This is a genomic window from Citrobacter amalonaticus, from assembly GCF_001559075.2.
GTDB classification, from domain to species: Bacteria; Pseudomonadota; Gammaproteobacteria; order Enterobacterales; family Enterobacteriaceae; genus Citrobacter_A; species Citrobacter_A amalonaticus_F.
Map to the genome: position 1 here is coordinate 4,864,605 of NZ_CP014015.2, position 24,510 is coordinate 4,889,114.

Sequence of the window (24,510 nt, forward strand, 5' to 3'; positions counted from 1 at the left end):
TTTTAATCGGGTGAATAGTGGGTGAAATGAGGGGTTATTTAGGGGTTACCGGTAAAGCCAGAACGAAAAAACCCCGCCGGAGCGGGGTTTGTGCAGGAAGCGTAAATTAACGCAGCAGGGACAGCATGGTCTGCGGAACCTGGTTGGCCTGAGCCAGTACGGAAGAGCCAGCCTGCTGCAGGATCTGTGCGCGAGACATGTTGGACACTTCGGTCGCGTAGTCAGAATCCTGAATACGGCTACGGGCATCGGTCAGGTTGTTAACGGTGTTGTTCAGGTTAGTCACGGTAGATTCAAAACGGTTCTGGGAAGCACCCAGGATGCTGCGCTGAGTATCAACCGCTTTCAGAGCAGCATCAATATCTTCCAGCGGAGTAGTACCGGTCGCTGTGCCAGTATCACCGCCAGTCACTTTACCTTTCAGAACATCAAAGCCAGTCGCATTTACACTACGGAAATTACCGTTAACCATGGCTCCAGCATCTTTCGCTGCAGCTTTAGCAGTATCAATCACAGTAGCGGTAGCTGCTAAGTTATCACTCTTTTCTGCAGCAGATTTGATCGCATCTGTCAGTGCAGTTTGTTGCGCAGCAGTCACTGTATCACCAGCTTTCAGTGAGCTAAATGCAGAACCCAAACTTGTAGTATCTTTTAAGCCAACTGCAGTAAGCATAGTTTCGAGGGCCGTTTGCATGCCAGCCGCATCAGTTGCAGCATCTGCTGCTGTTGCAAATGCAGTTACGGCATCTGAAATCTGATCACCTGCAGCGTTTTCTACCCCAACAGCAACCAAATAATCAGCTTTAGCCTTAGCGATACCTGTATCTTTGTTTAAAGTTGTTGAGGAGGTATTATCAGTACCCGCGGTCGCCAGGTTCCAGCCAGAACTTGAACCAATTTCAATGCTAATCTGCTCGTTATCTTTAGAGCCAACCTGGAAGTCGTAGCTCTGCGCGGCACCAGTACGGTTATCCAGAACTTTGATACCGTTAAAGTCGGTTTGTTTGGTGACGCGGTTGATCTCTTCCATACGCTGGTTAACTTCAGACTGGATGGAGTCGATATCGGATGCGGAGTTAGAGCTGTTCTGCGCCTGAACGGTCAGGTCACGAACACGCTGCAGGTTGTTGTTGATTTCGCTCAGCGCGCCTTCAGCGGTCTGAGACAGAGAGATACCGTCGTTGGCGTTACGTGCAGCAACGGTCAGACCGTTGATGTTAGAGGTGAAACGGTTGGCGATTGCCTGGCCAGCGGCGTCGTCTTTAGCGCTGTTGATACGCAGACCAGAAGACAAACGCTCAATAGCGGTACCCAGAGCAGACTGAGATTTGTTCAGGTTGTTCTGCGTCATCAGCGACAGGCTGTTAGTATTGATTACTGCCATAATTGAGTTTCCTTCATAAAGTGTTTAGTTTCAGGCCTCTGGCCCACGGCTCCTGCGCCGTTATCCAGATTATCGACAGCCTCAAACGAACCTTTAGCAATTTTTATCACTCTTTTTTTTCCGCTTTTTTATCCCCTGAACAATTTCAAATAAGTCTTCATCCCTGTCTCTGGCTTATTTTACCGAGAAGCAGAATACCTTCCTAAAAAGCCTCTTTATTGTGCAATTGCCATCGCTATCTTTTCGCTAAACTTCTCGCGTTAAGTGCCGATACCCTCTCCATTGGTTCTTATTCAAAAGGAAAATGTAATGGCGAGTGTTAGTTCTCTTGGCGTCGGTTCGAATCTGGATCTGAGTGCTCTGCTGGATAAATTAAATGCCGCAGAACAGCAAAGACTCACACCGTTAACCACTCAACAGACGTCTTATAAAGCACAGCTGACGGCCTGGGGCGTGGTAAAAAGCGCACTGCAAAAAGTGCAGACGGCATCTGATGCATTAGTCAAAGCGGATAAGATCGCAACCAGTGCGGTAACCAGTAAAAACACCGCCTTTAGCGCCACTGTGGATGGTGGCGTGCCTGCTGGGAATTACACGGTTGAAGTCCTCAAGATGGCGCAGTCACAGACGCTGACATCCCAGGAATTCTCCAGCAATAAAGATAAAATTGGCGGCACAACGGGATCGGACTCTCGCACCATTACCATTAGCCAACCGGGTCAGAAAGAACCGATGACCGTCACGTTAACTGACGATCAAACCTCGCTGACCGGGATTCGCGACGCAATTAATAAGCAAAATGGCAGCGTCACCGCCACGATTATTAAAGCAGATGACGACTCTTATTATTTGTCACTGACATCCAAAGAGACGGGCGTGAGTAACGCCATGACGGTGACAGTGACGGGTGACGATACTCTGAAGCAGAAACTGGCTTATGATCCGAGCGCAACGTCTGGTAATGGGTTAAAGCAGACGGTTCAGGCATCCGATGCCGAAGTTAAAATTAACGATATCACCATCACGCGCAGCAGCAATACCATCAAAGATGCGCCGGAAGGCCTGACGCTGACGCTGCTGAAAGAAACAGAAGCCGATAAGCCAGAACAGCTCACAATTACCCGTGATAACACGGCGATGAAAACGGCGATTCAGTCTTTTGTCGATGCCTATAACTCATTGCAGACGACCATTTCGTCACAAACGAAATACACCGCCGTCGATCAGGGCAGTGACAGCCAGGATTCAAGCAATGGCGATCTGATGGGAGACGGCACGCTGCGCAACATTCAGACGCGCCTGCGTTCCATGGTGATTAGCGCACAGCCTTCTGACTATGCCACGCTGTCATCCATGGGGATCACCCAGGATGTCAACGGTAAACTGACCGTTGACAGCACCAAACTGGATAAAGCGCTGAATGATAAACCGGGTAGCGTGACTGAATTCTTTGTCGGTGACGGTGAAAAAACCGGATTCGGCGTACAAACCAGCGCCCTGCTGAAGCAATTTTTGGCCGATGACGGCGCGGTTCAGAGCGCAACGGACGGTATCAACAATTCGCTGAAAAAATTAAAAACGCGCATTGATGACACCACGCTCAGCATCAATAACACCATCGAGCGTTATAAAAAGCAGTTTACGCAACTCGATACGCTGGTAAATAAGCTGAACAATACCGGTAGTTATTTGAGCCAACAATTTACCGCTATGTCTTCATCGTCGTAAGGATTTTTGCATGTATAGCCGTGCAGGTATTAGCGCCTATGCGCAAATCGAAGTGGAGAGCGCTGTAATGAGCGCCTCCCCTTATCAACTGGTAAACATGCTTTTTGATGGCGCGCTCAGCGCCTTAAAAAAAGCGCTGATCTTGCTCGAACAGGGCGATATTCCCGGTAAGGGAAAAGCACTGACCAAAGCCATTAATATTATTTCGAATGGTTTACAGTCCGGACTTGATCGCAGTGTCAATCAGGAATTATGCGACAACCTCGATAACCTGTATGACTATATGACTCGCCGTTTATTACAGGCAAACTTGCACAATGACGCGTCAGCCATCCTCGAAGTTCATGCCCTACTGAGCAATATTTCAGAAGCATGGAAAGAAATTGATCCGTCTTCAAAAGCACAGGATATAAAATAATGAGCGCTTCCTTTTCATCCTTGCAGCAGTGGCTACTACTTCGTTCTGTGAGCCAGCAAATGCTCAGGCTGGCGAGTGAAAACAAATGGGATGAATTGGTCGAAGGAGAGATGGAGTATATTCGCCTGGTGGAGTCTCTGGCTCAAGACCCAAACCCGCCAGGCGATCCCTCTACGCAAAGCCAGATCAGAGAGTTGCTCCACACAATCATCGATAACGAGAACGAAGTTAAGCGGTTGCTGAGCATTCGGATGGATGAGTTAAAAGTACTTATCCAAAACGGAAACCAGCAAAAAACGTTGACCTCTACCTACAGCAATCTTTCTGGCATGCTGCTGGTACCCGACGCCCCCACTGCCCCACAATAATTTCCGCTACGTTAGCAAAAATCTTCCATACTCCAGAGGTCGTCTACAAGACTTCTGGAGCACGGAAGATGAAAAACCCCACGTTACTGCAGTTCTTCCACTGGTATTACCCCGAAGGCGGCAAACTCTGGCAAGAGGTGACAGAGCGCGCAGACAGCCTCAATGATATCGGTATCAACATGGTCTGGTTGCCGCCCGCCTATAAAGGCGCATCAGGCGGCTATTCCGTCGGCTATGACTCTTACGATCTGTTTGATCTCGGCGAGTTTGACCAAAAAGGCACCCTTGCCACCAAATATGGTGATAAGACGCAGCTACTGGCGGCTATCAACGCGCTGAAGAAAAATGACATCGCGGTGCTGCTCGACGTGGTGGTGAATCACAAAATGGGGGCGGACGAGAAAGAGAGCATCCGCGTACAGCGAGTCAACGAAGAGGATCGCACGCAGATTGCGGATGAGATCATCGACTGTGAAGGCTGGACCCGTTACACCTTCCCGGCGCGTGGCGGTCAGTACTCTCAGTTTATCTGGGATTTCAAATGTTTCAGCGGCATCGACCACATCGAAAATCCGCACGAGGACGGCATCTTTAAGATCGTCAATGACTATACCGGCGAGGGCTGGAACGACCAGGTTGATGGCGAGCTGGGCAATTTCGATTACCTGATGGGCGAAAACATCGACTTTCGTAATCACGCCGTCACCGAGGAGATAAAATACTGGGCGCGCTGGGTGATGGAACAAACCCAGTGTGAAGGTTTTCGTCTCGATGCGGTAAAACACATTCCGGCCTGGTTTTATAAAGAGTGGATTGAACATGTTCAGGAGGTGGCGCCAAAGCCGCTGTTTATCGTCGCCGAATACTGGTCGCACGAAGTGGATAAGCTGCAAACCTATATCGACCAGGTAGAAGGCAAAACGATGCTGTTCGACGCCCCGTTACAGCTCAATTTTCATGAAGCGTCGCGTCAGGGACGTGATTACGACATGAGCCAGATCTTCAGCGGCACGCTGGTTGAAGCCGATCCGTTTCACGCCGTGACGCTGGTCGCCAACCATGACACCCAGCCGTTGCAGGCGCTGGAGGCGCCGGTTGAAGCGTGGTTTAAACCACTGGCCTATGCGCTCATCCTGCTGCGGGAAAATGGCGTACCGTCGGTTTTCTATCCCGATCTCTATGGCGCGCACTATGAAGATACCGGAGGCGACGGGGAAACCTATACCATCGACATGCCGATCATTGAGCAACTCGCCGAACTTATTCTTGCCCGCCAGCGTTTCGCCCACGGCATTCAGACGCTCTGGTTTGATCACCCCAACTGCATCGCGTTCAGCCGTAGCGGGACGGACGACGATCCCGGCTGCGTGGTGGTGCTATCCAATGGTGATGATGGCGAGAAGACTCTCGCGCTGGGGGCAAACTACGGCAATAAAACCTGGCGAGATTTTCTCGGCAACCGGAGCGAAAGCGTGGTCACCGATGAAAACGGCGACGCCACGTTTTACTGCAACGCCGGCAGCGTCAGCGTGTGGGTGATTGAAGAGGTGATCTAATCAAGCGCCCCGACAGAGAAAACTGTCGGGGACAAGACATTACGGTAGCGGCGTTGGCAGCGGTGACTTCTCGAGCGCGGCGGCACATTCCACCGTTGGGCGATCCACGCGTTGCAGGGTCATCCCGTCATATTCCAGGGTGTTCCCTTCCCGCTCGATCTCATAAAGTTCACGTTTGACCGTCACGTTGGTTAAGTCACCGGACAACATCGTTAGCTTGCCCGGCAGCGCAATAACCCTTTGCCACTGGCGACAATCGAGCGTATCGCCCTCTTTGGTCACCACCAGACTGGCAATGGCTTCCGGGCTCACCAGTTTGCGCTGCGGCCCGTTAGTCTGCCAGTACCCTTCCAGCCCGGCGGGCGCAGGCGTTTTGACCACATCATTGTAGTTTTCCACCTCGGCGCATCCCGCTAACATCAGCAATGCCCCAACGATTGCACATTTTTTCATCATTCATCCTGCATGCGAAGAAAAGAGGATTGTGGCATTAAAGGCCCGCGGTCGCCAGCCTTTCACGGTACCAGCAGAACTTTGATCCATTTGGGATTACCGCTTAATAGTACCAGGCAAAATTACCGCAGTGGTGTACTATCCGCTTTCTTGTTTCACACCTTCTGAGTTCAGAGGCAAAACACATGTCATGGCAACAATTCAAACAAGCCTGGTTAGTTAAATTCTGGGCACCTGTCCCTGCGGTCATCGCAGCGGGTATTCTCTCTACTTACTATTTTGGCATCACCGGCACCTTCTGGGCCGTCACGGGTGAATTTACCCGCTGGGGCGGACAAATCCTGCAACTGTTTGGCGTCCATGCGGAAGAATGGGGCTACTACAAGCTGATCCACCTGGAGGGCACCCCGCTCACTCGCATCGACGGGATGATGATCCTCGGGATGTTCGGCGGCTGCTTCGCGGCAGCGTTGTGGGCCAACAACGTCAAACTACGTATGCCGCGCAGTCGCATCCGCATCATGCAGGCGGTGCTGGGCGGGATCATCGCCGGGTTCGGCGCGCGTATGGCGATGGGCTGTAACCTGGCGGCATTCTTTACCGGTATTCCTCAGTTCTCTCTGCACGCCTGGTTCTTTGCCCTGGCAACCGCCATCGGCTCCTGGTTCGGCGCGCGATTCACCCTACTGCCGATATTCCGCATCCCGGTCAACATGCAGAAAGTCTCCGCTGCGTCACCGTTGACGCAGAAACCGGATCAGGCGCGCCGTCGTTTCCGCCTCGGCATGCTGGTGTTTATCGGCATGATCGGCTGGGCGCTGCTGACCGCCATGAACCAGCCGAAGCTGGGCCTGGCGATGCTGTTCGGCGTTGGTTTTGGTCTGCTGATCGAGCGCGCGCAAATCTGCTTCACCTCCGCCTTCCGCGATCTGTGGATCACCGGGCGCACCCATATGGCAAAGGCGATCATCTTCGGGATGGGCGTCAGCGCAATCGGTATTTTCAGCTACGTACAACTGGGCGTGGAAGCCAAAATCATGTGGGCGGGCCCGAATGCGGTCATCGGCGGGCTGTTGTTTGGTTTTGGTATCGTGCTGGCAGGCGGGTGTGAAACCGGCTGGATGTACCGCGCGGTGGAAGGCCAGGTACACTACTGGTGGGTGGGTCTCGGTAACGTCATCGGCTCAACGATTCTGGCCTACTACTGGGATGACTTCGCCCCTGCGCTGGCCACCAGCTGGGATAAAATTAACCTGCTCAACACCTTCGGTCCGCTCGGCGGCCTGCTGGTAACCTATCTGCTGCTGTTTGCCGCCTTGATGTTCATCATCGGCTGGGAAAAACGTTTCTTCCGTCGTGCCGGGCTGACCCCTGCTAAGGAATCCGCATGAAAAATATCGTTCCCGATTATCGCCTTGATATGGTCGGCGAGCCCTGCCCTTACCCTGCCGTGGCGACGCTGGAAGCGATGCCGCAGTTGAAGAAAGGGGAAATTCTGGAAGTGGTCAGCGACTGCCCGCAGTCCATCAATAACATTCCGCTGGATGCGCGCAACCACGGCTACACCGTACTGGATATTCAACAGGACGGGCCGACGATCCGTTATTTGATTCAGAAGTAACGGTTTGCCGGGTGGCAATGCCCCCTAATCCGGTCTACAGGATGTGTGAATTGTAGGCCGGATAAGCGCCAGCGCCATCCGGCACTCAAACCTACACCTGCATCGACATCACTTCCTGATAGGCCGACACCAGTTTGTTGCGCACCTGAATTCCCATCTGCATGGAAACTGAGGCTTTTTGCATATCGGTCATCACATCGTTGAGCGCAATCCCCGGTTCACCCAGAGTGAATTTTTCCGCCTGTACGCGGGCGGCGGTTTGCGTATCGCTGATGCGGTCCAGCGCCGCGTGCAATTGACCGGCAAAACTCACGGTCGGTTGCGGCAGTGTCTCCTGCGCCCTGGCGCTCATCGCCGTCGCCTGAAGCTGGCTGATAACCCCTTCAATCCCCTGTATCGCTGACATGATAATCCTCTGGATGGTTTTCTACGCAGCAGAGATTACCAGTTTGTCAATAAGATAAAGGCGCTAAATAACGATAAAAAACCCCGGTTTTTACCGCATAGAAAAAAACGAAACCGCAAATAATGAGACCGTCAATTTTTCGATTTTGCTGACCCGGGAGTGAGTCTTGTTCCACTTTGCAAATAAAGCCGTCCACGAACAGTCACGAGGTGCGAGATGAACGCGACTGCATCGGCTGCAACCCAATCTAAACCTCTCGAGTGGCTTAATCGCCTGCGTGCGAATCCCAAAATTCCTCTGATTGTTGCGGGCTCTGCGGCCGTCGCCATTATTGTGGCGATGGTGCTGTGGGCCAAAGCGCCTGATTATCGTACGTTATTCAGCAATTTATCCGATCAGGATGGCGGCGCGATCGTCACCCAGTTGACCCAGATGAACATCCCGTACCGCTTCTCGGAAGGCAGCGGCGCGATTGAAGTTCCAGCCGACAAAGTCCATGAACTGCGCCTGCGCCTGGCCCAGCAAGGGCTGCCGAAAGGCGGTGCGGTGGGCTTTGAACTGTTGGATCAGGAAAAGTTCGGCATCAGCCAGTTTAGCGAGCAGGTGAACTACCAGCGCGCGCTGGAAGGCGAACTGGCACGCACCATCGAAACCCTTGGTCCGGTTAAGCGCGCACGCGTGCATCTGGCAATGCCCAAGCCGTCTCTGTTCGTGCGTGAACAGAAATCCCCTTCTGCCTCGGTGACCGTCAATCTGGAACCGGGGCGCGCGCTGGATGAAGGTCAAATCACTGCGGTCGTGCATCTGGTTTCCAGCGCGGTAGCCGGTCTGCCGCCGGGTAACGTGACGCTGGTCGATCAGGCCGGTCATCTGCTCACCCAGTCAAACACCAGCAGCCGCGATCTGAACGACGCGCAGTTGAAATACGCCAGCGACGTGGAAGGTCGTGTCCAGCGCCGTATCGAATCGATCCTGTCACCGATTGTCGGTAACGGGAATGTCCATGCGCAGGTCACCGCGCAGCTGGATTTCGCCAATAAAGAACAGACAGAAGAACAGTATCGGCCAAATGGCGATGCCTCTCAGGCCGTGCTGCGTTCGCGTCAACTGAATGAAAGCGAGCAAATTGGCTCCGGTCTGCCGGGTGGCGTACCTGGTGCGCTGTCCAACCAGCCTGCGCCAGCCAATACGGCGCCGATCAGCACGCCACCGGCGAATCAGCAAAATGCGCAGAATGCCCAAAACGGACAGAACGCGCAGCAGCAGACGGCCACCAGCGCCAGTGCCGGTCCACGCAATACCCAGCGCAACGAAACCAGTAACTATGAAGTTGACCGGACTATTCGCCATACAAAAATGAACGTCGGCGACGTACAGCGTCTGTCCGTGGCTGTCGTGGTCAACTACAAAACCTTGCCGGATGGCAAGCCGCTGCCTCTCACTGCCGATCAAATGAAGCAGATTGAAGATCTGACCCGCGAGGCAATGGGCTTCTCGGACAAGCGCGGCGATACCCTGAACGTAGTCAACTCGCCGTTCAGCGCCACGGACGACAACGCGGGCGAACTGCCGTTCTGGAAACAGCAGCTGTTTATCGAACAGTTGATCGCTGCTGGTCGCTGGTTGCTGGTGCTGTTGGTGGCGTGGATCCTGTGGCGCAAAGCGATTCGTCCACAGTTGACCCGTCGCGCTGAAGAGGCGAAAGCCCAGCAGGAACGTGAACAAATCCGTCAGGAAACCGAAGAAGCCGTTGAGGTTCGCCTCAGTAAAGATGAGCAGACTCAGCAGCGTCGGGCGAATCAGCGTCTGGGCGCAGAAGTGATGAGCCAGCGCATTCGCGAAATGTCAGATAACGATCCGCGCGTCGTGGCGCTGGTCATTCGCCAGTGGATGAATAACGATCATGAGTAATGCTCTTTCCGGTACCGATAAAAGCGTCATCCTGCTGATGACCATTGGCGAAGATCGCGCGGCGGAGGTGTTCAAACACCTCTCCCAGCGCGAAGTGCAGACCCTGAGCGCGGCAATGGCGAACGTCCGCCAGATCTCCAACAAACAGTTGACCGACGTACTGGCGGAGTTTGAGCAGGAAGCCGAGCAGTTTGCCGCCCTGAACATCAACGCCAACGAATATCTGCGTTCGGTGCTGGTGAAAGCGCTGGGCGAAGAGCGGGCCTCCAGCCTGCTGGAAGATATTCTTGAAACCCGCGATACCGCCAGCGGCATTGAAACGCTCAACTTTATGGAGCCGCAAAGCGCCGCCGACCTTATCCGCGACGAACACCCGCAGATTATCGCCACTATCCTCGTGCACCTCAAACGCGGTCAGGCGGCGGATATTCTGGCGCTGTTCGACGAACGTCTGCGTCACGATGTCATGCTGCGTATCGCCACTTTCGGCGGCGTACAGCCTGCCGCGCTGGCGGAACTGACCGAAGTGCTCAACGGTCTGCTCGACGGTCAGAACCTCAAACGCAGCAAAATGGGCGGCGTGAGAACGGCGGCAGAAATTATCAATCTGATGAAAACGCAGCAAGAAGAAGCGGTTATTACCGCCGTGCGCGAATTCGATGGCGAACTGGCGCAAAAAATCATCGACGAGATGTTTCTGTTCGAAAACCTGGTGGATGTGGACGACCGCAGTATCCAGCGTTTGCTGCAGGAAGTGGATTCCGAGTCGCTGCTGATCGCCCTGAAAGGCGCGGAACAGCCGCTGCGCGAGAAGTTCCTGCGCAACATGTCGCAACGTGCGGCAGACATTCTGCGCGACGACCTTGCCAACCGTGGCCCGGTGCGTTTGTCGCAGGTGGAAAACGAGCAAAAGGCCATTCTGTTGATTGTGCGTCGTCTGGCCGAGACCGGCGAGATGATGATTGGCAGCGGCGAGGATACCTATGTCTAACGAGCTGCCGTGGAAAATCTGGACCCCGGACGATCTCGCGCCGCCGCTGGCTGAATTTGTGCCCATGGAGCACAACGATGACCCCGTGTCTGAAGAGGACGAACCCGAGATCAGTGCGGAACAGCAGCTCGAGCAGCAGTTAGCCCAGCTGAAAATTCAGGCCCACGAGCAAGGTTACAACGCGGGACTGGCGGAAGGTCGAAAGTCCGGTCATGAACAAGGTTATCAGGAAGGGCTGGCGCAAGGGCTGGAACAGGGCCAGGTGCAGGCGCGCTCCCAGCAGGCCCCGCTTCATGCGCGGATGCAACAACTGGTCAGCGAATTCCAGCACACGCTGGACGCGCTGGACAGCGTGATCGCTTCGCGTCTGATGCAGATGGCGCTGGAAGCCGCGCGTCAGGTCATTGGTCAGACGCCCGCGGTGGATAATTCCGCCCTAATCAAGCAGATCCAACAGCTCTTACAGCAGGAGCCCCTGTTCAGCGGCAAACCGCAGTTGCGCGTCCATCCGGATGATTTACAGCGCGTCGAAGAGATGCTCGGCGCCACCCTCAGCCTGCACGGCTGGCGTTTGCGTGGCGATCCGACCCTGCACCACGGCGGCTGCAAAGTCTCTGCGGATGAAGGCGATCTCGACGCCAGCGTGGCGACCCGCTGGCAAGAACTGTGTCGTCTGGCCGCGCCGGGAGTGATCTGATGACCTCACGCCTGACTCGCTGGTTGACGACGCTGGATAATTTCGAAGCCAAAATGGCGCAGCTTCCGGCCGTTCGTCGTTACGGACGACTGACCCGCGCCACCGGCCTGGTTCTGGAGGCCACCGGGTTGCAGTTGCCGCTCGGCGCGACCTGTGTGATTGAACGCCAGGACGGAACGGAAACCCGCGAAGTGGAAAGTGAAGTGGTGGGCTTTAACGGTCAGCGTCTGTTTCTGATGCCGCTCGAAGAGGTCGAAGGCATTCTGCCCGGCGCGCGTGTCTACGCCAAAAATATCGCCGGTGAAGGGTTGCAAAGCGGTAAACAGCTGCCGCTGGGTCCGGCGCTGTTAGGTCGCGTACTCGACGGCAGTGGCAAACCGCTTGACGGTCTGCCCTCCCCCGACACCACGGAAACCGGCGCGCTGATTACCCAGCCGTTTAACCCGTTGCAACGTACGCCGATTGAGCATGTGCTGGATACCGGCGTACGCCCGATCAACGCCCTGTTAACCGTCGGTCGCGGCCAGCGTATGGGACTGTTCGCCGGTTCCGGCGTCGGGAAAAGCGTGCTGCTTGGCATGATGGCGCGCTATACCCGCGCCGACGTCATCGTCGTGGGACTGATTGGCGAACGTGGCCGCGAAGTGAAAGATTTCATCGAGAACATTCTCGGTGCCGACGGACGCGCGCGTTCGGTCGTGATCGCCGCGCCGGCGGACGTGTCACCCTTACTGCGCATGCAGGGCGCCGCTTATGCCACCCGCATCGCCGAAGATTTCCGCGATCGCGGTCAGCACGTGTTGCTGATCATGGATTCCCTGACCCGTTATGCCATGGCCCAGCGTGAAATCGCGCTGGCGATCGGTGAACCACCGGCCACCAAAGGCTATCCACCGTCGGTCTTCGCCAAGCTTCCGGCGCTGGTTGAACGCGCAGGGAACGGGATCCACGGCGGCGGCTCCATCACCGCCTTTTATACGGTATTGACCGAAGGCGACGATCAGCAGGACCCGATTGCCGACTCGGCGCGAGCCATTCTTGATGGTCACATTGTGCTGTCGCGCCGTCTGGCGGAGGCCGGACACTACCCCGCTATCGACATTGAAGCGTCGATCAGCCGTGCGATGACGGCGCTGATAACGGAACAACACTACGCCAAAGTGCGTCACTTCAAGCAGTTGCTGTCGAGCTTCCAGCGCAACCGCGATCTCGTCAGCGTCGGCGCCTATGCCAAAGGCAGCGATCCGATGCTCGATAAAGCCATCGCGCTGTGGCCACAACTGGAGGCGTTTTTGCAGCAAGGTATTTTCGAACGCGCTGACTGGGAGGATTCTCTGTCGGCGCTCGATCTGATTTTCCCGACGGTGTGATAAAGCAGGAGGGTAATGGTCATGGCTGAACATGGTGCACTGGCAACACTCAAAGATCTCGCCGAAAAAGAGGTGGATGACGCTGCATTGCTGTTAGGTGAAATGCGCCGCGGTTTTCAGCAGGCGGAAGAACAGCTCACGATGCTGCTTGACTACCAGAATGAATACCGCAGCAACCTCAACAGCGATATGAGCCAGGGGATTGCGAGTAATCGCTGGATTAACTACCAGCAGTTTATTCAGACCCTGGAAAAAGCGGTGGAACAGCACCGCCAGCAGTTAACGCAGTGGACGCAAAAAGTGGATGTGGCGCTGAACAGCTGGCGTGAGAAAAAACAACGGCTTCAGGCCTGGCAAACCTTACAAGACAGACAGAACGCGGCGGCCTTACTGGCTGAAAACCGCCTGGATCAGAAAAAAATGGATGAATTTGCGCAGCGTGCAGCAATGAGGAAACCAGAATGATCACTTTACCCCAACGGGTCACCACTGACACAGACCTTATCACTGGCTTGTCGTCCGGGAAGACGGCGGATTCTGCCCAGGATTTTCTGGCCCTGCTGGCAGGCGCGTTAGGCGCAGGCGATGCTCAGGGTAAAGACGCGCCGCTGACGTTAGCTGATTTACAGGCCGCCAGCGGCAAGCTGCAAAAAGGCCTGCTGGCACAGGACGGTGACGCTTCGCAGACTGTGAAACTGGCCGACCTGCTAGCGGCCAAAGAAGGACAGTCGGACGCGTTGCAAAAAGGTCTGAGCGATGCGCAGGCCCTGCTGTCCGCCCTGACGCCCACACAAAAGAACAGTGCGCTCGCGGCCCTGCGCCAGTCTGCGCAGAAAGATGAAGGCACTGCGGCCCTCAGCGATGACGATCTCGCCAACCTTAGCGCCCTTTTCGCCATGCTGCCGGGTCAACCAGGAATGACGACACCACCGGTGACCACCGGTGAAAAAGTGAGTGCGCTGAGCACCGCGTTGAGCACCGATCCTCGTTCGCTCGCGCAGGGCGCGACCAGTCCGTTGATCCGTGACGATGCGAAAAAGAGCAAAACGGACAATGCGACACCGGTGATCGCGGCGGAAAGCGCTAAAGGTCAGGCGGTCACTACGCCTGTGGTGGCAGCCGCTGCCGCCAACGCGGAGATCGACAGTACGCCTTCACCCGTGACGCCAGGCATCGCGATGACCACAACCACGCATTCCGCCTCACAGCCGCTGCCTACCAGCGCCGCACCGGTTCTGAGCGCACCGTTGGGTAGCCATGAGTGGCAGCAATCCCTGAGTCAGCACATCACGCTGTTTACCCGTCAGGGTCAGCAGAGCGCGGAGCTGCGTCTGCATCCGGAAGATCTGGGTCAGGTACAAATCTCGCTTAAGCTTGATGATAACCAGGCGCAACTGCAGATGGTCTCAGCGCATAGCCATGTTCGCGCGGCGCTGGAAGCCGCTCTGCCGACACTGCGCACGCAACTGGCGGAAAGCGGTATTCAACTGGGACAAAGCAGCATTAGCAGTGAGAGTTTCGCCGGCCAGCAGCACTCCTCAGCCCAACAGCAGCAGACGGCTCGCACGCAGGGACAGGATCGGCTCATGGTCGATGACGAGAGTGAGCTGGCGGTTCCCGCGTCGCTCCAGTCCGCCGCACGCGGTAACGGCGCCGTCGATATCTTCGCCTAACGCCAGAGGTAGCACGATTATCCGCGTCTTTTCCACGCTTTGCCGTGGTCAGGACACGGGATAATCAGCCGATAAGCTGTACCGAAACAGGAAGCCCGTATCAGATGACTGATTCCGCGATTAGCAAAAAGAGCAAACGCTCAATTTGGATCCCGCTGCTGGTAATCATTACCCTTGCCGCCTGCGCAACCGCAGGCTATAGCTACTGGCGTATGCAGCAGCATCCCACTCCGGCGGCCAATGAGCCACCGCCGCCGCCTGCGCCGGTGTTCTTCGCCCTGGATACGTTTACCGTCAATCTGGGCGATGCGGATCGCGTACTGTATGTCGGCGTGACGCTGCGTCTGAAGGATGAAGCCACGCGCACGCGCCTGAACGAATATTTGCCAGAAGTCCGTAGCCGTCTGCTGCTGCTGTTCTCTCGTCAGGACGCCAATGTACTGTCTACCGAAGAAGGTAAGCAAAAATTGATCGCGGCGATTAAAGAGACGCTTTCCCCTCCGCTCGTTGCCGGACAACCCAAACAGGACGTCACCGACGTGCTGTATACAGCTTTCATTCTGCGGTAAAGACATGGGCGACAGTATTCTCTCTCAGGCCGAAATCGATGCGCTGTTGAATGGCGACAGCGACACGAAAGACGAGCCGACTCCGGGTATCGCAGGCGAAAGCGAAATTCGCCCGTACGATCCCAATACCCAGCGTCGCGTAGTGCGCGAGCGCCTGCAGGCGCTGGAGATCATCAACGAACGTTTTGCCCGTCAGTTCCGGATGGGGTTGTTTAACCTGTTGCGTCGTAGCCCGGATATCACCGTGGGCGCGATCCGCATTCAGCCATATCACGAGTTTGCCCGTAACCTGCCGGTGCCGACCAACCTGAACCTGATCCACCTGAAGCCGCTGCGCGGTACGGGGCTGGTGGTGTTCTCGCCGAGCCTGGTGTTTATCGCCGTCGACAACCTGTTTGGCGGTGATGGTCGCTTCCCGACGAAAGTGGAAGGCCGCGAGTTTACCCACACCGAACAGCGCGTCATCAACCGCATGCTGAAACTGGCGCTGGAAGGCTATAGCGACGCGTGGAAGGCGATCAATCCGCTGGAAGTGGAGTACGTGCGTTCGGAGATGCAGGTTAAGTTTACCAACATCACCACGTCACCGAACGATATCGTGGTCAACACCCCTTTCCACGTCGAGATTGGTAACCTGACCGGTGAGTTCAACATCTGTCTGCCGTTCAGCATGATTGAACCACTGCGCGAACTGCTGGTGAACCCGCCGCTGGAAAACTCGCGGAATGAAGATCAGAACTGGCGCGATAATCTGGTGCGTCAGGTTCAACACTCCGAGCTGGAGCTGGTAGCGAACTTTGCCGATATTCCGCTGCGCCTTTCTCAAATATTAAAACTGCAACCCGGCGATGTGCTGCCGATAGAAAAACCAGACCGCATTATTGCTCATGTGGACGGTGTGCCTGTACTGACCAGCCAATACGGCACGGTTAACGGCCAGTATGCGTTACGCGTGGAACATTTGATTAACCCGATTTTGAATTCGCTGAATGAGGAACAGCCCAAATGAGTGACATGAATAATCCGTCTGATGAGAACACTGGCGCATTGGACGATCTGTGGGCTGACGCGTTGAACGAGCAAAAAACGACTACCAGCAAAAGTGCTGCCGACGCCGTTTTCCAGCAGCTTGGCGGTGGCGATGTCAGCGGCACGCTGCAGGATATCGACCTGATCATGGATATTCCGGTCAAACTGACCGTCGAATTGGGCCGCACGCGCATGACCATTAAAGAGCTGCTGCGTCTGACGCAGGGTTCCGTGGTAGCGCTGGACGGTCTGGCGGGTGAACCGCTGGATATCCTGATCAACGGCTATCTGATCGCCCAGGGTGAAGTGGTGGTCGTGGCCGATAAATACGGTGTACGCATTACCGACATCATCACCCCGTCTGAGCGTATGCGTCGTCTGAGTCGTTAATCATGAAAACCCAGGCCACTGTTCAACAGCCTTCTGCCGTACCGGGCTCGCCTTTGATGCAGGTAAGCGGCGCGCTGTTGGGGATCATCCTGTTGATCCTGGCGGCCGCCTGGATAATCAAGCGCCTGGGTTTTGCGCCGAAAGGCGGCAGTACGCGCGGCCTGAAAGTCTCTGCCAGTACCTCATTGGGTCCGCGCGAGCGGGTGGTGATTGTTGATGTTGAGGATGCACGGCTGGTGCTTGGCGTCACGGCGTCAAACATCAATGTGCTGCATACCCTCCCCCCAGCCCCTGTAGTGCCAGAAGAGACGCCGTCTGCTCCTGCCGATTTTCAGGCCATGATGAAGAGTTTGCTTAAGCGTTCCGGGAGATCCTGATGCGCCGTTTGTTATCCCTTACGCTGACCGGTCTATGGCTTATCAGCCCTGCCGCACTGGCGCAACTTCCCGGTCTGGTGAGCCAACCGCTGCCCGGCGGCGGACAAAGCTGGTCGCTTCCCGTACAAACGCTGGTCTTCATTACTTCGCTGACCTTTATTCCGGCTATTTTGCTGATGATGACCAGCTTCACCCGCATCATCATCGTCTTCGGCCTGCTGCGTAATGCGCTCGGTACGCCGTCCGCGCCGCCAAACCAGGTGCTGCTGGGACTGGCGCTGTTCCTGACCTTTTTCATCATGTCGCCGGTCATCGACAAGATTTATGTTGAGGCCTACCAACCGTTCAGCGAAGAGAAAATCTCGATGCAGGAAGCGCTGGACAAAGGCGCACAGCCGCTACGTGAATTTATGCTGCGCCAGACCCGCGAAGCCGATCTGGCGCTGTTCGCCCGTCTGGCAAACAGCGGTCCGCTTCAGGGGCCAGAAGCCGTGCCGATGCGCATTTTGCTACCCGCCTATGTGACCAGCGAGCTGAAAACCGCGTTCCAGATTGGCTTTACGATTTTCATCCCTTTCCTGATTATCGACCTGGTGATCGCCAGCGTGCTGATGGCGCTGGGGATGATGATGGTTCCCCCGGCAACCATTGCTCTACCGTTCAAACTGATGCTGTTCGTGCTGGTTGATGGCTGGCAGCTGTTGGTGGGTTCGCTTGCACAAAGTTTCTACAGTTAGAGGCGAAAGATGACACCCGAATCGGTCATGATGATTGGCACCGAGGCCATGAAAGTTGCCCTCGCGCTTGCCGCCCCCCTGCTGCTGGTCGCACTGGTGACGGGGCTTATCATCAGTATTTTGCAGGCCGCCACGCAGATTAACGAAATGACGCTGTCGTTTATCCCGAAAATCGTGGCGGTATTTACGGCGATTATCGTGGCCGGGCCGTGGATGCTGAATTTGCTGCTGGATTACGTGCGCACGCTGTTCACCAATCTGCCCTACATCATCGGGTAAGACGACGGATGTTGCAGGTAACCAGCGATCAATGGCTGCAGTGGCTGAGCCTCTATTTCTGGCCGCTGCTGCGCGTGCTGGCGCTGATTACCACCGCCCCGATCCTCAGTGAACGCGCGGTTCCCAAACGGGTGAAACTGGGTCTGGGGATCATCATCACCGTCGTTATTGCCCCCTCTTTGCCGCCAAACGATGTGCCGATTTTTTCGTTTAACGCGTTATGGCTGGCGATGCAGCAAATTCTGATCGGCATCGCGCTCGGCTTTACCATGCAGTTTGCCTTTGCGGCGGTGCGTACGGCGGGTGAGATTATCGGTCTGCAGATGGGGCTTTCCTTTGCCACCTTTGTTGATCCGGCCAGTCACCTGAATATGCCGGTGCTTGCCAGAATCATTGATATGCTGGCGATGCTGTTGTTCCTGACCTTTGACGGTCACCTGTGGCTGATTTCGCTACTGGTCGACACGTTCCACACCCTGCCCATTGGCGGTAATCCGGTGAACAGCAACGCGTTTCTGGCGCTGGCCAGAGCGGGCAGCCTGATCTTCCTCAACGGGATGATGCTGGCGCTGCCGGTCATCACCATGCTGCTAACGCTGAACCTGGCGCTGGGATTACTAAATCGTATGGCACCGCAACTATCCGTATTTGTGATTGGTTTTCCGCTTACCCTGACCGTGGGCATCGCGTTAATCGCCGCATTAATGCCATTGATTGCACCATTTTGTGAACACCTATTTAGCGAAATTTTCAATTTATTAGCTGATATTGTTAGTGAATTGCCCGTTAATAATAGTCCATAATGTTTATCTTGTTTTTCTAAGGATTATCCTAAAGTCATTCAGTAAAAACATCTACCAGGATAACTCTCACGCGCTTTATTTGTTTTTATCTCACTCACATAACGCAACATTTACTTTACTTTAAGACAATTCCAGGCAAATTATACGTAACTTTACGGGATAGTAAGTCCGCCTGAAAACCGCAAACGCGTCTCATTAGGTGAAGCATTCGATTCCGTTAAGTTGTGATGAGATATTCAGGTAAGGGGAATTATCGTTACGCATTGAGTGAGGGTAAGCCATGTCAACGATTATTATGGATCTATGCAGTTACACCCGGCTAGGTTTGACCGGGTATCTGGTAAGCAGAGGGGTGAAAAAAAGGGAAATCAACGACATCGAAACCGTTGACGAACTCGACATCGCTTGTGATACACACCAACCTTCTGTGGTGTTTATTAATGAAGACTGTTTTATCCATGATCCAGCCAACAGTCAGCATATAAAGCAAATCATTAATCAGCATCCCAATACGCTATTTATTGTTTTTATGGCAATTGCCAATGTGCATTTTGATGAATATCTGTTAGTCAGAAAAAACTTATTGATCAGTTCAAAATCAATAAAGCCAGAATCACTGGACGATCTCCTTGGCGATATTCTGAAAAAAGAGACAGATTCCGCCGGGGTAATAAATTTACCGACGTTATCATTAAGTCGTACGGAGTCCAGCATGCTGCGCATGTGGATGGAAGGCCAGGGAACAATTCAAATTTCGGATCAAATGAATATCAAGGCGAAAACGGTGTCATCCCATAAGGGGAATATAAAACGAAAGATAAAGACGCATAACAAACAGGTTATCTATCATGTCGTCAGACTGACCGATAACGTGACCAACGGTATCTTTGTTAACATGCGATGAGACGTCCCGACTGGTGGATGTCCCACCAGCCGGGTTTAAATCGGTCGTCGCAATCCTACTCTGCCCTCTCCACAAAGATACCATCCTGATGCCCTGACTCATTAAAGAACCAGATGCCGAGCGGGTAGTCTTCCAGCGAAACCAGGTACATTGTGCCTTCACTAAACTCTTCCACTGCCAGTACCACGCCAGGGCGACGAGAACCGCCGTCCGTTTTGACTGTGACCCGATCATTCACCTTCATCATTATCCTCCTGTGGCTTTGGTGCCAGTGTAGAACAAAAACCGCCGCCTGACAGCGTCTGAGCGGTTTGATTGCGGGTTTTCTCAACGGTCTATACTTAGTCTGTGGCACGGTTAATGACGAGGTTGAAATGAAGACCGCGAAAGAGTACAGCGATACCGCAAAACGTGAAGTCAGCGTCGATGTTGACGCGTTGCTGGCGGCGATTAATGAAATCAGCGAGAGCGAGATCCATCGCAGCGGAAACGACCCGGACAGAGTCAGTGTGGATGGCCGTGAGTATCATACATGGCATGAATTGGCCGAGGCGTTTGAGCTCGACATCCATGACTTTAGCGTGACGGAAATTAATCGCTGAGCTGCAGCGAAAAAAATCCCGACCCTGACGGGTCGGGATGAAACTTGCTTATGCAAGAAGCACTTGAAAATTCGTTACACCAGGAAATCTGATGTACGCTAAACCTTATCTGCAATTTTTTTGCATGACAAGCAAATATTTTTCAGACAAATGATTAATCCTTCTAATGGTTAGGGCGGACCGGGTGACAGCGCTCATGATGACGGGATCGATCCCATTCTCCTTTCAGGCTAAAAAACCTGTTTTTAGGATTTATCCAGAATACGGCGACTCACGTGACAGGAATAAAAATGCTTTCACTCGACGCTCCACTGCTGATTTTTACCGATCTGGATGGCACTTTGCTGGACAGTCACACCTATGACTGGCAACCCGCTGCCGCCTGGCTCGCCCGACTGCGGGAGAAAAATATTCCGCTGATCCTGTGCAGCAGCAAAACGGCAGCGGAAATGCTGCATATCCAGAAGTTGCTCGGCTTACAGGGACTGCCGCTGATCGCTGAGAATGGCGCCGTGGTTGAACTGGACAGCCGTTGGCAGACGCACCCTGACTTCCCGCGTCAGATAGCCGGCGCCTCGCAGGCTGAAATTAGCGCCGTAATTAACAAACTTCGTACCCGCTCCTCGTTTAAATTCACGACGTTTGATGATGTCGATGAGTCCACCATCGCCGAGTGGACTGGCCTGACGCATGCTCAGGCCAGCTTAACGCGCCTGCATGAAGCCTCAGTCACGCTGATCTGGCGCGACAGCGACGAGCGTATGGCCGACTTCGCCCGACAGCTAAACGACCTGGGATTACAGTTTGTCCACGGCGCTCGCTTCTGGCATGTCCTGGATGCCGCCTCAGGAAAAGACCATGCGGCAAACGGGCTGATTGATCTCTATCAGCGACAGTGGAAACGACGTCCAGTCACCATCGGACTGGGCGATGGCCCAAACGACGCCCCGCTGCTTGAGGCGATGGATTATGCGGTGATCGTCAAAGGACTGAGTCGTGAAGGGGTGGTTTTACGCCCCGACAGCACCGTGCAGGTTTACCGCACACAGCGTGAGGGGCCGGAAGGCTGGGACGAAGGCATGACCCACTTTTTCGCCACACCTTAGCCTTTATCCGTGACACAAACCCGGTTACGTCCCGCCTGTTTTGCCAGGTAAAGTCTGCGGTCTGCGAGTGACTGGAGCTGCTCAAAATCGTAGTCCCCGGTCTCCTGGGTGCTGCTCACCCCGAGTGAGGCGCTAATCCGCAATGTGGCGCTTTTCGCCACCAGAATCTCTTTCTCATTCAGCCGCTGGCGGATGCGCTCAGCTATCTGCTCCGCCTGCGCCAGAGAAGTTTCCGGCAGGACCACACAGAACTCCTCCCCGCCGACTCGACCCGCCACATCATAAGTACGCAATGTCCCGCTGATTAAGCCTGCGGCATGTGTTAACACCCGATCCCCGGCCTGGTGACCAAAGCGATCATTGATACTTTTGAAGTGGTCCAGATCGATCTGAATAACCGACAGCGGTTGTTTTTGCGTTCGGCAACGCTGAGTCAGGTGCCTGGCTTTTTCAAACAGCGCGCCGCGGTTATATAAGCGGGTCAGCGTATCGTGCCAGGCCTGCCACTGGAGTGAACTTTGCAGCACAAACATATTGCTGACCATATGGCGGATTACCACCCAGGAGATGATCAGCATCGCGGTGAACAGCGCCCACAGTAACGCCAGCGCAATACTGATGCTGCCGAAATCGCCCTGTACCCCTTCGCTTAAGGTATGTACCCGCACCAGTACGCCATCAAAATGGTCCAGACGTTGCCAACTGATGTAACGGCTCCCCATGCGCAAACCGCCTACGGTATCCTGCTCGATATCGTGCGCGAGCATCGCCAGTTCGCGCTCATCAAAGGTGTTCGCGTTTCTCAATTCCGGCGTGGAACCGGCCAGCAGCTTCAGTTTGCTGTCATAGAGTTGATACTCCCCTTCCACGTCCTTATCGATGGCTTCATCCATAAACCGTTCGACAGCCGAAACGGGGATGGTCATCGCCAGCACACCAAGCCAGTAAAAGTGATTATCCAGCGGTACGCTAACGGTCACGCGCTGCTGCTCGTAAGGGAGATCGGGTGACGGCGAGGTGAACCAGCGCACGCCGCGCATGCGGTTGTTACGCTGCGACTGCCCGGTAAACCAGGGCTGGATCACGTAGTCGTAGTAGCGGGTAGTAATGTCGCTGGAGAGCGATGTCGGCAATGTGGAGACGTAAAAGCCCGCGCGCGAGACGTACATCGCCTGTTGCGACATTGATGTGCGGGTGATCGCTAAACGTAGCAGATAGCCCACTTCCAGCGCGGCGGTCAGCTCGTTATCCAGCGATTGATCGTCACGCGAGAGCAACTGAGTTTGACTGACAAACGAATCAGAAACGCCATTCAGCGGCAGCGTCCGTCGCTTATCCAGCTCAAGCTGCCAGACGCGCGAATGGCGCAACTGCTCAAAATGGGTCACAGCATCTTTTAAGACCGAAAATCCCAGCGGGGTGACCAGCGCCTCATGCATTCCGTCACGCAGAAACAGCAGCTTATCGACGTTGAATTGCAGTTGCTTGTCGAGCGCGTTGGCAACATTTTCCAGATGATTGCGCTGGCTGGAGATATAGGCGTCTTCCAGAACGACCACTTCCCGCCAGGTCAGAAGCGTCGAAAAAATCATGACAATCAGAAAGCAGAGATTCACGACGTGGCCAGGGCCGAGTCGCCGCGCCAACGTTTTCAGCCAGCCCCAGTTTTCCATCGTTGCTTCGTGCGGCACTCTGCCCACTCCCTACTCTTTATTGCTTTCCTAATCCTGGCATAACGCAGTACGTTACGTATTGTTGCCGTCACGCTTTTTTTTAAGAAAACGCCCGACATCTGCCGGGCGTTTTGTCATCAGGCTTCTTCACACAGTCTACAGGTATCGCCAGCGACGAGTTCATACTCATGGAATGCTTCTCGCTTGACGCCAAACCCATCATACCACCGACACTCCACCATACCGCTGGAATAGCCGGTGACAATCATGCGCGGACCGCCCTCTTTCACAGTCACTTCCTCACTGACCCAAAAAACCATGTTACCTCCTGTATCCAGTGAACGTTTTCACCTTAGACGAGGATGTCCGGTTTTGCGTCATTCTGAGGAAGACTTTTAGTGCGCAACCCCGCGCATTCTGGCAACGGCTTTCACCAGCAGCACGACGATGGCGCCGATAATGAACCCCAATACCAGATTCAGCAGCGTCGGTAAAATCAACGCCACTACGGCATTTTGCTGCCGGGCAAACTGTTCAATGGCATGATGCAACGGCGCAATGCCGTGTACCACAATCCCACCGCCCACCAGGAACATAGCCAGCGTACCCACCACCGACAGTGATTTCATCAGCCACGGCGCGACAACCAGCAATCCTTTCCCTAATGCCTGCGCCAGCAGGCTGGTTTTTTCTGCCAGCCAGTAACCCATATCATCCAGCTTAACGATAAGCCCGACCAGACCATAAACGCCAATGGTCACCACCAGTGCGATGCCTGACAAAACCAGCACCTGGTTGAGCAACGGCGCCTCGGCCACAATCCCGAGCGTGATCGCCACGATCTCTGCCGAGAGTATAAAGTCGGTTCGCACTGCGCCTTTGATTTTATCTTTCTCAAACGCCAGCGGATCCTGCGCCGCCAGCGCTTCCAGCCGCCGCTGTCGCTCGGCGGGATCTTCTTTGTGTTTTCGCGATTCGAGGGTGTGCAGGACTTTCTCCACGCCTTCAAAACAGAGGAAGGCGCCGCCAATCATCAACAACGGCGTAATCGCCCAGGGAATAAAGGCGCTGATAAGTAACGCCAGCGGCACCAGGATCACTTTGTTGACCAGCGAGCCTTTCGCTACGCTCCAGACCACCGGTAATTCACGATTCGCTCTTACTCCCGTCACCTGCTGCGCGTTAAGCGACAGATCATCTCCCAGTACGCCAGCGGTTTTCTTCGCGGCCAGTTTGCCCATCATCGAGATGTCATCCAACAACGTGGCGATATCATCGAGCAAAGTCAGTAAACTACTTCCTGCCAAAATTATTCCCTCATTTTTTTTTCTTGAAGCGTTAAGTATGGAGTAAAACGCACGAGGCTGAAACTGACGTTATTCGTCAACATTTTTCTAACAATACAGGTGAATTATATCGCTCGCCAGCCCGATAGTTTTCGCGTTTACTATGTCGCTGGTTAGCG

29 protein-coding genes are annotated in these 24,510 nt (G+C 54.5%); 22 read left to right on the forward strand and 7 right to left on the reverse strand.

Annotated elements, in window-relative coordinates:
- Positions 1-106 precede the first annotated feature (106 nt).
- Positions 107-1,384, reverse strand: a complete 1,278-nt coding sequence (locus tag AL479_RS23525) for a FliC/FljB family flagellin (protein WP_061077873.1) — start codon at positions 1,382-1,384, stop codon at positions 107-109.
- A 309-nt stretch (positions 1,385-1,693) separates the two neighbouring features.
- On the opposite strand from AL479_RS23525, the gene fliD reads away from it, so the two are divergent.
- The 4 genes from fliD to amyA all read left to right on the forward strand — a co-directional run bounded on the left by fliD (position 1,694) and on the right by amyA (position 5,454).
- On the forward strand, positions 1,694-3,112 hold the full coding sequence (gene fliD / locus AL479_RS23530) for a flagellar filament capping protein FliD (RefSeq protein WP_061077874.1): 1,419 nt from the start codon (positions 1,694-1,696) through the stop codon (positions 3,110-3,112).
- A gap of 10 nt (positions 3,113-3,122) precedes the next feature.
- Entirely contained in the window at positions 3,123-3,530 is a 408-nt protein-coding gene (gene fliS / locus AL479_RS23535) for a flagellar export chaperone FliS (RefSeq protein ID WP_046481243.1), read from the forward strand.
- Complete coding sequence (gene fliT / locus AL479_RS23540) at positions 3,530-3,898, forward strand: flagella biosynthesis regulatory protein FliT (protein ID WP_061077875.1); 369 nt, start codon at positions 3,530-3,532, stop codon at positions 3,896-3,898. The genes fliS and fliT overlap by 1 nt, the downstream gene beginning before the upstream one ends.
- A gap of 68 nt (positions 3,899-3,966) precedes the next feature.
- Positions 3,967-5,454, forward strand: coding sequence for an alpha-amylase (gene amyA, locus AL479_RS23545; RefSeq protein WP_061077876.1), 1,488 nt, complete (start codon positions 3,967-3,969; stop codon positions 5,452-5,454).
- Between the two features lie 39 nt (positions 5,455-5,493).
- On the opposite strand, the gene yedD is transcribed toward amyA, so the two are convergent.
- Positions 5,494-5,907, reverse strand: a complete 414-nt coding sequence (gene yedD / locus AL479_RS23550) for a lipoprotein YedD (protein ID WP_043000294.1) — start codon at positions 5,905-5,907, stop codon at positions 5,494-5,496.
- Positions 5,908-6,092: 185 nt separating this feature from the next.
- Here yedD and yedE point away from each other — a divergent pair, with 185 nt between their 5' ends.
- Entirely contained in the window at positions 6,093-7,298 is a 1,206-nt protein-coding gene (yedE, locus tag AL479_RS23555; protein WP_061077877.1) for a selenium metabolism membrane protein YedE/FdhT, read from the forward strand.
- Positions 7,295-7,528 (forward strand): sulfurtransferase-like selenium metabolism protein YedF, encoded by a 234-nt coding sequence (gene yedF, locus AL479_RS23560; RefSeq protein WP_000790504.1) that lies wholly within the window; start codon positions 7,295-7,297, stop codon positions 7,526-7,528. The genes yedE and yedF overlap by 4 nt, the downstream gene beginning before the upstream one ends.
- Positions 7,529-7,619: 91 nt before the next feature.
- Here yedF and fliE read toward each other — a convergent pair whose 3' ends face one another.
- A complete protein-coding gene (gene fliE, locus AL479_RS23565) occupies positions 7,620-7,934 on the reverse strand; it encodes a flagellar hook-basal body complex protein FliE (RefSeq protein ID WP_043000291.1) in 315 nt (104 codons plus the stop codon).
- Positions 7,935-8,150: 216 nt separating this feature from the next.
- Here fliE and fliF point away from each other — a divergent pair, with 216 nt between their 5' ends.
- The 14 genes from fliF (at position 8,151) to rcsA (ending at position 19,664) form a co-directional block, all read left to right on the forward strand.
- Positions 8,151-9,845 carry a flagellar basal-body MS-ring/collar protein FliF gene (gene fliF / locus AL479_RS23570; RefSeq protein WP_061077878.1) on the forward strand — a complete coding sequence of 565 codons (1,695 nt, stop codon included), beginning with the start codon at positions 8,151-8,153 and terminating at the stop codon, positions 9,843-9,845.
- A complete protein-coding gene (fliG, locus tag AL479_RS23575; protein WP_042318283.1) occupies positions 9,838-10,836 on the forward strand; it encodes a flagellar motor switch protein FliG in 999 nt (332 codons plus the stop codon). Before fliF ends, fliG begins: the two co-directional genes overlap by 8 nt.
- Positions 10,829-11,533: a flagellar assembly protein FliH gene (gene fliH / locus AL479_RS23580; RefSeq protein ID WP_061077879.1), complete on the forward strand. Its 705-nt coding sequence runs from the start codon at positions 10,829-10,831 to the stop codon at positions 11,531-11,533. Before fliG ends, fliH begins: the two co-directional genes overlap by 8 nt.
- Positions 11,533-12,903 carry a flagellar protein export ATPase FliI gene (gene fliI, locus AL479_RS23585; protein WP_043000288.1) on the forward strand — a complete coding sequence of 457 codons (1,371 nt, stop codon included), beginning with the start codon at positions 11,533-11,535 and terminating at the stop codon, positions 12,901-12,903. The genes fliH and fliI overlap by 1 nt, the downstream gene beginning before the upstream one ends.
- Before the next feature lie 21 nt (positions 12,904-12,924).
- Positions 12,925-13,368, forward strand: coding sequence for a flagellar export protein FliJ (gene fliJ, locus AL479_RS23590; protein ID WP_061078061.1), 444 nt, complete (start codon positions 12,925-12,927; stop codon positions 13,366-13,368).
- Positions 13,365-14,576 carry a flagellar hook length control protein FliK gene (fliK, locus tag AL479_RS23595; protein ID WP_061077880.1) on the forward strand — a complete coding sequence of 404 codons (1,212 nt, stop codon included), beginning with the start codon at positions 13,365-13,367 and terminating at the stop codon, positions 14,574-14,576. The genes fliJ and fliK overlap by 4 nt, the downstream gene beginning before the upstream one ends.
- Before the next feature lie 104 nt (positions 14,577-14,680).
- Positions 14,681-15,145 (forward strand): flagellar basal body-associated protein FliL, encoded by a 465-nt coding sequence (fliL, locus tag AL479_RS23600; RefSeq protein ID WP_061077881.1) that lies wholly within the window; start codon positions 14,681-14,683, stop codon positions 15,143-15,145.
- A gap of 4 nt (positions 15,146-15,149) precedes the next feature.
- Positions 15,150-16,154, forward strand: a complete 1,005-nt coding sequence (gene fliM, locus AL479_RS23605) for a flagellar motor switch protein FliM (RefSeq protein WP_042318275.1) — start codon at positions 15,150-15,152, stop codon at positions 16,152-16,154.
- On the forward strand, positions 16,151-16,564 hold the full coding sequence (gene fliN, locus AL479_RS23610; RefSeq protein WP_042318274.1) for a flagellar motor switch protein FliN: 414 nt from the start codon (positions 16,151-16,153) through the stop codon (positions 16,562-16,564). The genes fliM and fliN overlap by 4 nt, the downstream gene beginning before the upstream one ends.
- Entirely contained in the window at positions 16,564-16,941 is a 378-nt protein-coding gene (gene fliO / locus AL479_RS23615; RefSeq protein ID WP_081093712.1) for a flagellar biosynthetic protein FliO, read from the forward strand. Before fliN ends, fliO begins: the two co-directional genes overlap by 1 nt.
- Positions 16,941-17,678, forward strand: a complete 738-nt coding sequence (fliP, locus tag AL479_RS23620; RefSeq protein ID WP_043000284.1) for a flagellar type III secretion system pore protein FliP — start codon at positions 16,941-16,943, stop codon at positions 17,676-17,678. The genes fliO and fliP overlap by 1 nt, the downstream gene beginning before the upstream one ends.
- Positions 17,679-17,687: 9 nt before the next feature.
- Positions 17,688-17,957: a flagellar biosynthesis protein FliQ gene (fliQ, locus tag AL479_RS23625; RefSeq protein WP_044257593.1), complete on the forward strand. Its 270-nt coding sequence runs from the start codon at positions 17,688-17,690 to the stop codon at positions 17,955-17,957.
- Between the two features lie 8 nt (positions 17,958-17,965).
- Positions 17,966-18,760, forward strand: coding sequence for a flagellar biosynthetic protein FliR (fliR, locus tag AL479_RS23630; protein ID WP_061077883.1), 795 nt, complete (start codon positions 17,966-17,968; stop codon positions 18,758-18,760).
- 280 nt (positions 18,761-19,040) lie between these two features.
- Positions 19,041-19,664 carry a transcriptional regulator RcsA gene (gene rcsA, locus AL479_RS23635; protein WP_046481259.1) on the forward strand — a complete coding sequence of 208 codons (624 nt, stop codon included), beginning with the start codon at positions 19,041-19,043 and terminating at the stop codon, positions 19,662-19,664.
- A 55-nt stretch (positions 19,665-19,719) separates the two neighbouring features.
- Here the strand turns inward: rcsA and dsrB are convergent, their stop codons facing one another.
- Positions 19,720-19,908 (reverse strand): protein DsrB, encoded by a 189-nt coding sequence (dsrB, locus tag AL479_RS23975; protein WP_061077884.1) that lies wholly within the window; start codon positions 19,906-19,908, stop codon positions 19,720-19,722.
- Between the two features lie 130 nt (positions 19,909-20,038).
- Between dsrB and yodD the strand changes: the two genes are divergently transcribed.
- Together yodD and AL479_RS23650 are read left to right on the forward strand one after the other, a co-directional pair.
- Positions 20,039-20,266 (forward strand): YodD family peroxide/acid resistance protein, encoded by a 228-nt coding sequence (gene yodD, locus AL479_RS23645; RefSeq protein WP_042318260.1) that lies wholly within the window; start codon positions 20,039-20,041, stop codon positions 20,264-20,266.
- 290 nt (positions 20,267-20,556) lie between these two features.
- Positions 20,557-21,372, forward strand: coding sequence for a mannosyl-3-phosphoglycerate phosphatase-related protein (locus AL479_RS23650; RefSeq protein WP_061077885.1), 816 nt, complete (start codon positions 20,557-20,559; stop codon positions 21,370-21,372).
- On the opposite strand, the gene dgcQ is transcribed toward AL479_RS23650, so the two are convergent.
- From dgcQ to AL479_RS23665, 3 genes are all read right to left on the reverse strand, one after another.
- Complete coding sequence (dgcQ, locus tag AL479_RS23655) at positions 21,369-23,063, reverse strand: cellulose biosynthesis regulator diguanylate cyclase DgcQ (RefSeq protein ID WP_061077886.1); 1,695 nt, start codon at positions 23,061-23,063, stop codon at positions 21,369-21,371. The genes AL479_RS23650 and dgcQ overlap by 4 nt on opposite strands.
- Positions 23,064-23,182: 119 nt before the next feature.
- Positions 23,183-23,365 (reverse strand): YodC family protein, encoded by a 183-nt coding sequence (locus AL479_RS23660; protein ID WP_061077887.1) that lies wholly within the window; start codon positions 23,363-23,365, stop codon positions 23,183-23,185.
- 75 nt (positions 23,366-23,440) lie between these two features.
- Positions 23,441-24,358, reverse strand: a complete 918-nt coding sequence (locus AL479_RS23665) for a DUF808 domain-containing protein (protein WP_105291803.1) — start codon at positions 24,356-24,358, stop codon at positions 23,441-23,443.
- Between the last annotated feature and the right edge of the window lie 152 nt (positions 24,359-24,510).

Bases quoted from the DNA above. Each gene is read 5' to 3' on its own strand.
- fliD (WP_061077874.1), top strand. From the start codon at position 1,694: ATGGCGAGTGTTAGTTCTCTTGGCGTCGGTTCGAATCTGGATCTGAGT.
- yedD (WP_043000294.1), bottom strand. From the start codon at position 5,907: ATGAAAAAATGTGCAATCGTTGGGGCATTGCTGATGTTAGCGGGATGC.
- fliS (WP_046481243.1), top strand. From the start codon at position 3,123: ATGTATAGCCGTGCAGGTATTAGCGCCTATGCGCAAATCGAAGTGGAG.
- fliT (WP_061077875.1), top strand. From the start codon at position 3,530: ATGAGCGCTTCCTTTTCATCCTTGCAGCAGTGGCTACTACTTCGTTCT.
- fliL (WP_061077881.1), top strand. From the start codon at position 14,681: ATGACTGATTCCGCGATTAGCAAAAAGAGCAAACGCTCAATTTGGATC.
- fliG (WP_042318283.1), top strand. From the start codon at position 9,838: ATGAGTAATGCTCTTTCCGGTACCGATAAAAGCGTCATCCTGCTGATG.
- fliM (WP_042318275.1), top strand. From the start codon at position 15,150: ATGGGCGACAGTATTCTCTCTCAGGCCGAAATCGATGCGCTGTTGAAT.
- rcsA (WP_046481259.1), top strand. From the start codon at position 19,041: ATGTCAACGATTATTATGGATCTATGCAGTTACACCCGGCTAGGTTTG.
- AL479_RS23525 (WP_061077873.1), bottom strand. From the start codon at position 1,384: ATGGCAGTAATCAATACTAACAGCCTGTCGCTGATGACGCAGAACAAC.
- yedE (WP_061077877.1), top strand. From the start codon at position 6,093: ATGTCATGGCAACAATTCAAACAAGCCTGGTTAGTTAAATTCTGGGCA.
- fliP (WP_043000284.1), top strand. From the start codon at position 16,941: ATGCGCCGTTTGTTATCCCTTACGCTGACCGGTCTATGGCTTATCAGC.
- yedF (WP_000790504.1), top strand. From the start codon at position 7,295: ATGAAAAATATCGTTCCCGATTATCGCCTTGATATGGTCGGCGAGCCC.
- fliJ (WP_061078061.1), top strand. From the start codon at position 12,925: ATGGCTGAACATGGTGCACTGGCAACACTCAAAGATCTCGCCGAAAAA.
- dsrB (WP_061077884.1), bottom strand. From the start codon at position 19,908: ATGAAGGTGAATGATCGGGTCACAGTCAAAACGGACGGCGGTTCTCGT.
- fliE (WP_043000291.1), bottom strand. From the start codon at position 7,934: ATGTCAGCGATACAGGGGATTGAAGGGGTTATCAGCCAGCTTCAGGCG.
- fliI (WP_043000288.1), top strand. From the start codon at position 11,533: ATGACCTCACGCCTGACTCGCTGGTTGACGACGCTGGATAATTTCGAA.
- fliQ (WP_044257593.1), top strand. From the start codon at position 17,688: ATGACACCCGAATCGGTCATGATGATTGGCACCGAGGCCATGAAAGTT.
- fliR (WP_061077883.1), top strand. From the start codon at position 17,966: ATGTTGCAGGTAACCAGCGATCAATGGCTGCAGTGGCTGAGCCTCTAT.
- yodD (WP_042318260.1), top strand. From the start codon at position 20,039: ATGAAGACCGCGAAAGAGTACAGCGATACCGCAAAACGTGAAGTCAGC.
- fliK (WP_061077880.1), top strand. From the start codon at position 13,365: ATGATCACTTTACCCCAACGGGTCACCACTGACACAGACCTTATCACT.
- AL479_RS23660 (WP_061077887.1), bottom strand. From the start codon at position 23,365: ATGGTTTTTTGGGTCAGTGAGGAAGTGACTGTGAAAGAGGGCGGTCCG.
- fliN (WP_042318274.1), top strand. From the start codon at position 16,151: ATGAGTGACATGAATAATCCGTCTGATGAGAACACTGGCGCATTGGAC.
- fliH (WP_061077879.1), top strand. From the start codon at position 10,829: ATGTCTAACGAGCTGCCGTGGAAAATCTGGACCCCGGACGATCTCGCG.
- AL479_RS23650 (WP_061077885.1), top strand. From the start codon at position 20,557: ATGCTTTCACTCGACGCTCCACTGCTGATTTTTACCGATCTGGATGGC.
- fliF (WP_061077878.1), top strand. From the start codon at position 8,151: ATGAACGCGACTGCATCGGCTGCAACCCAATCTAAACCTCTCGAGTGG.
- amyA (WP_061077876.1), top strand. From the start codon at position 3,967: ATGAAAAACCCCACGTTACTGCAGTTCTTCCACTGGTATTACCCCGAA.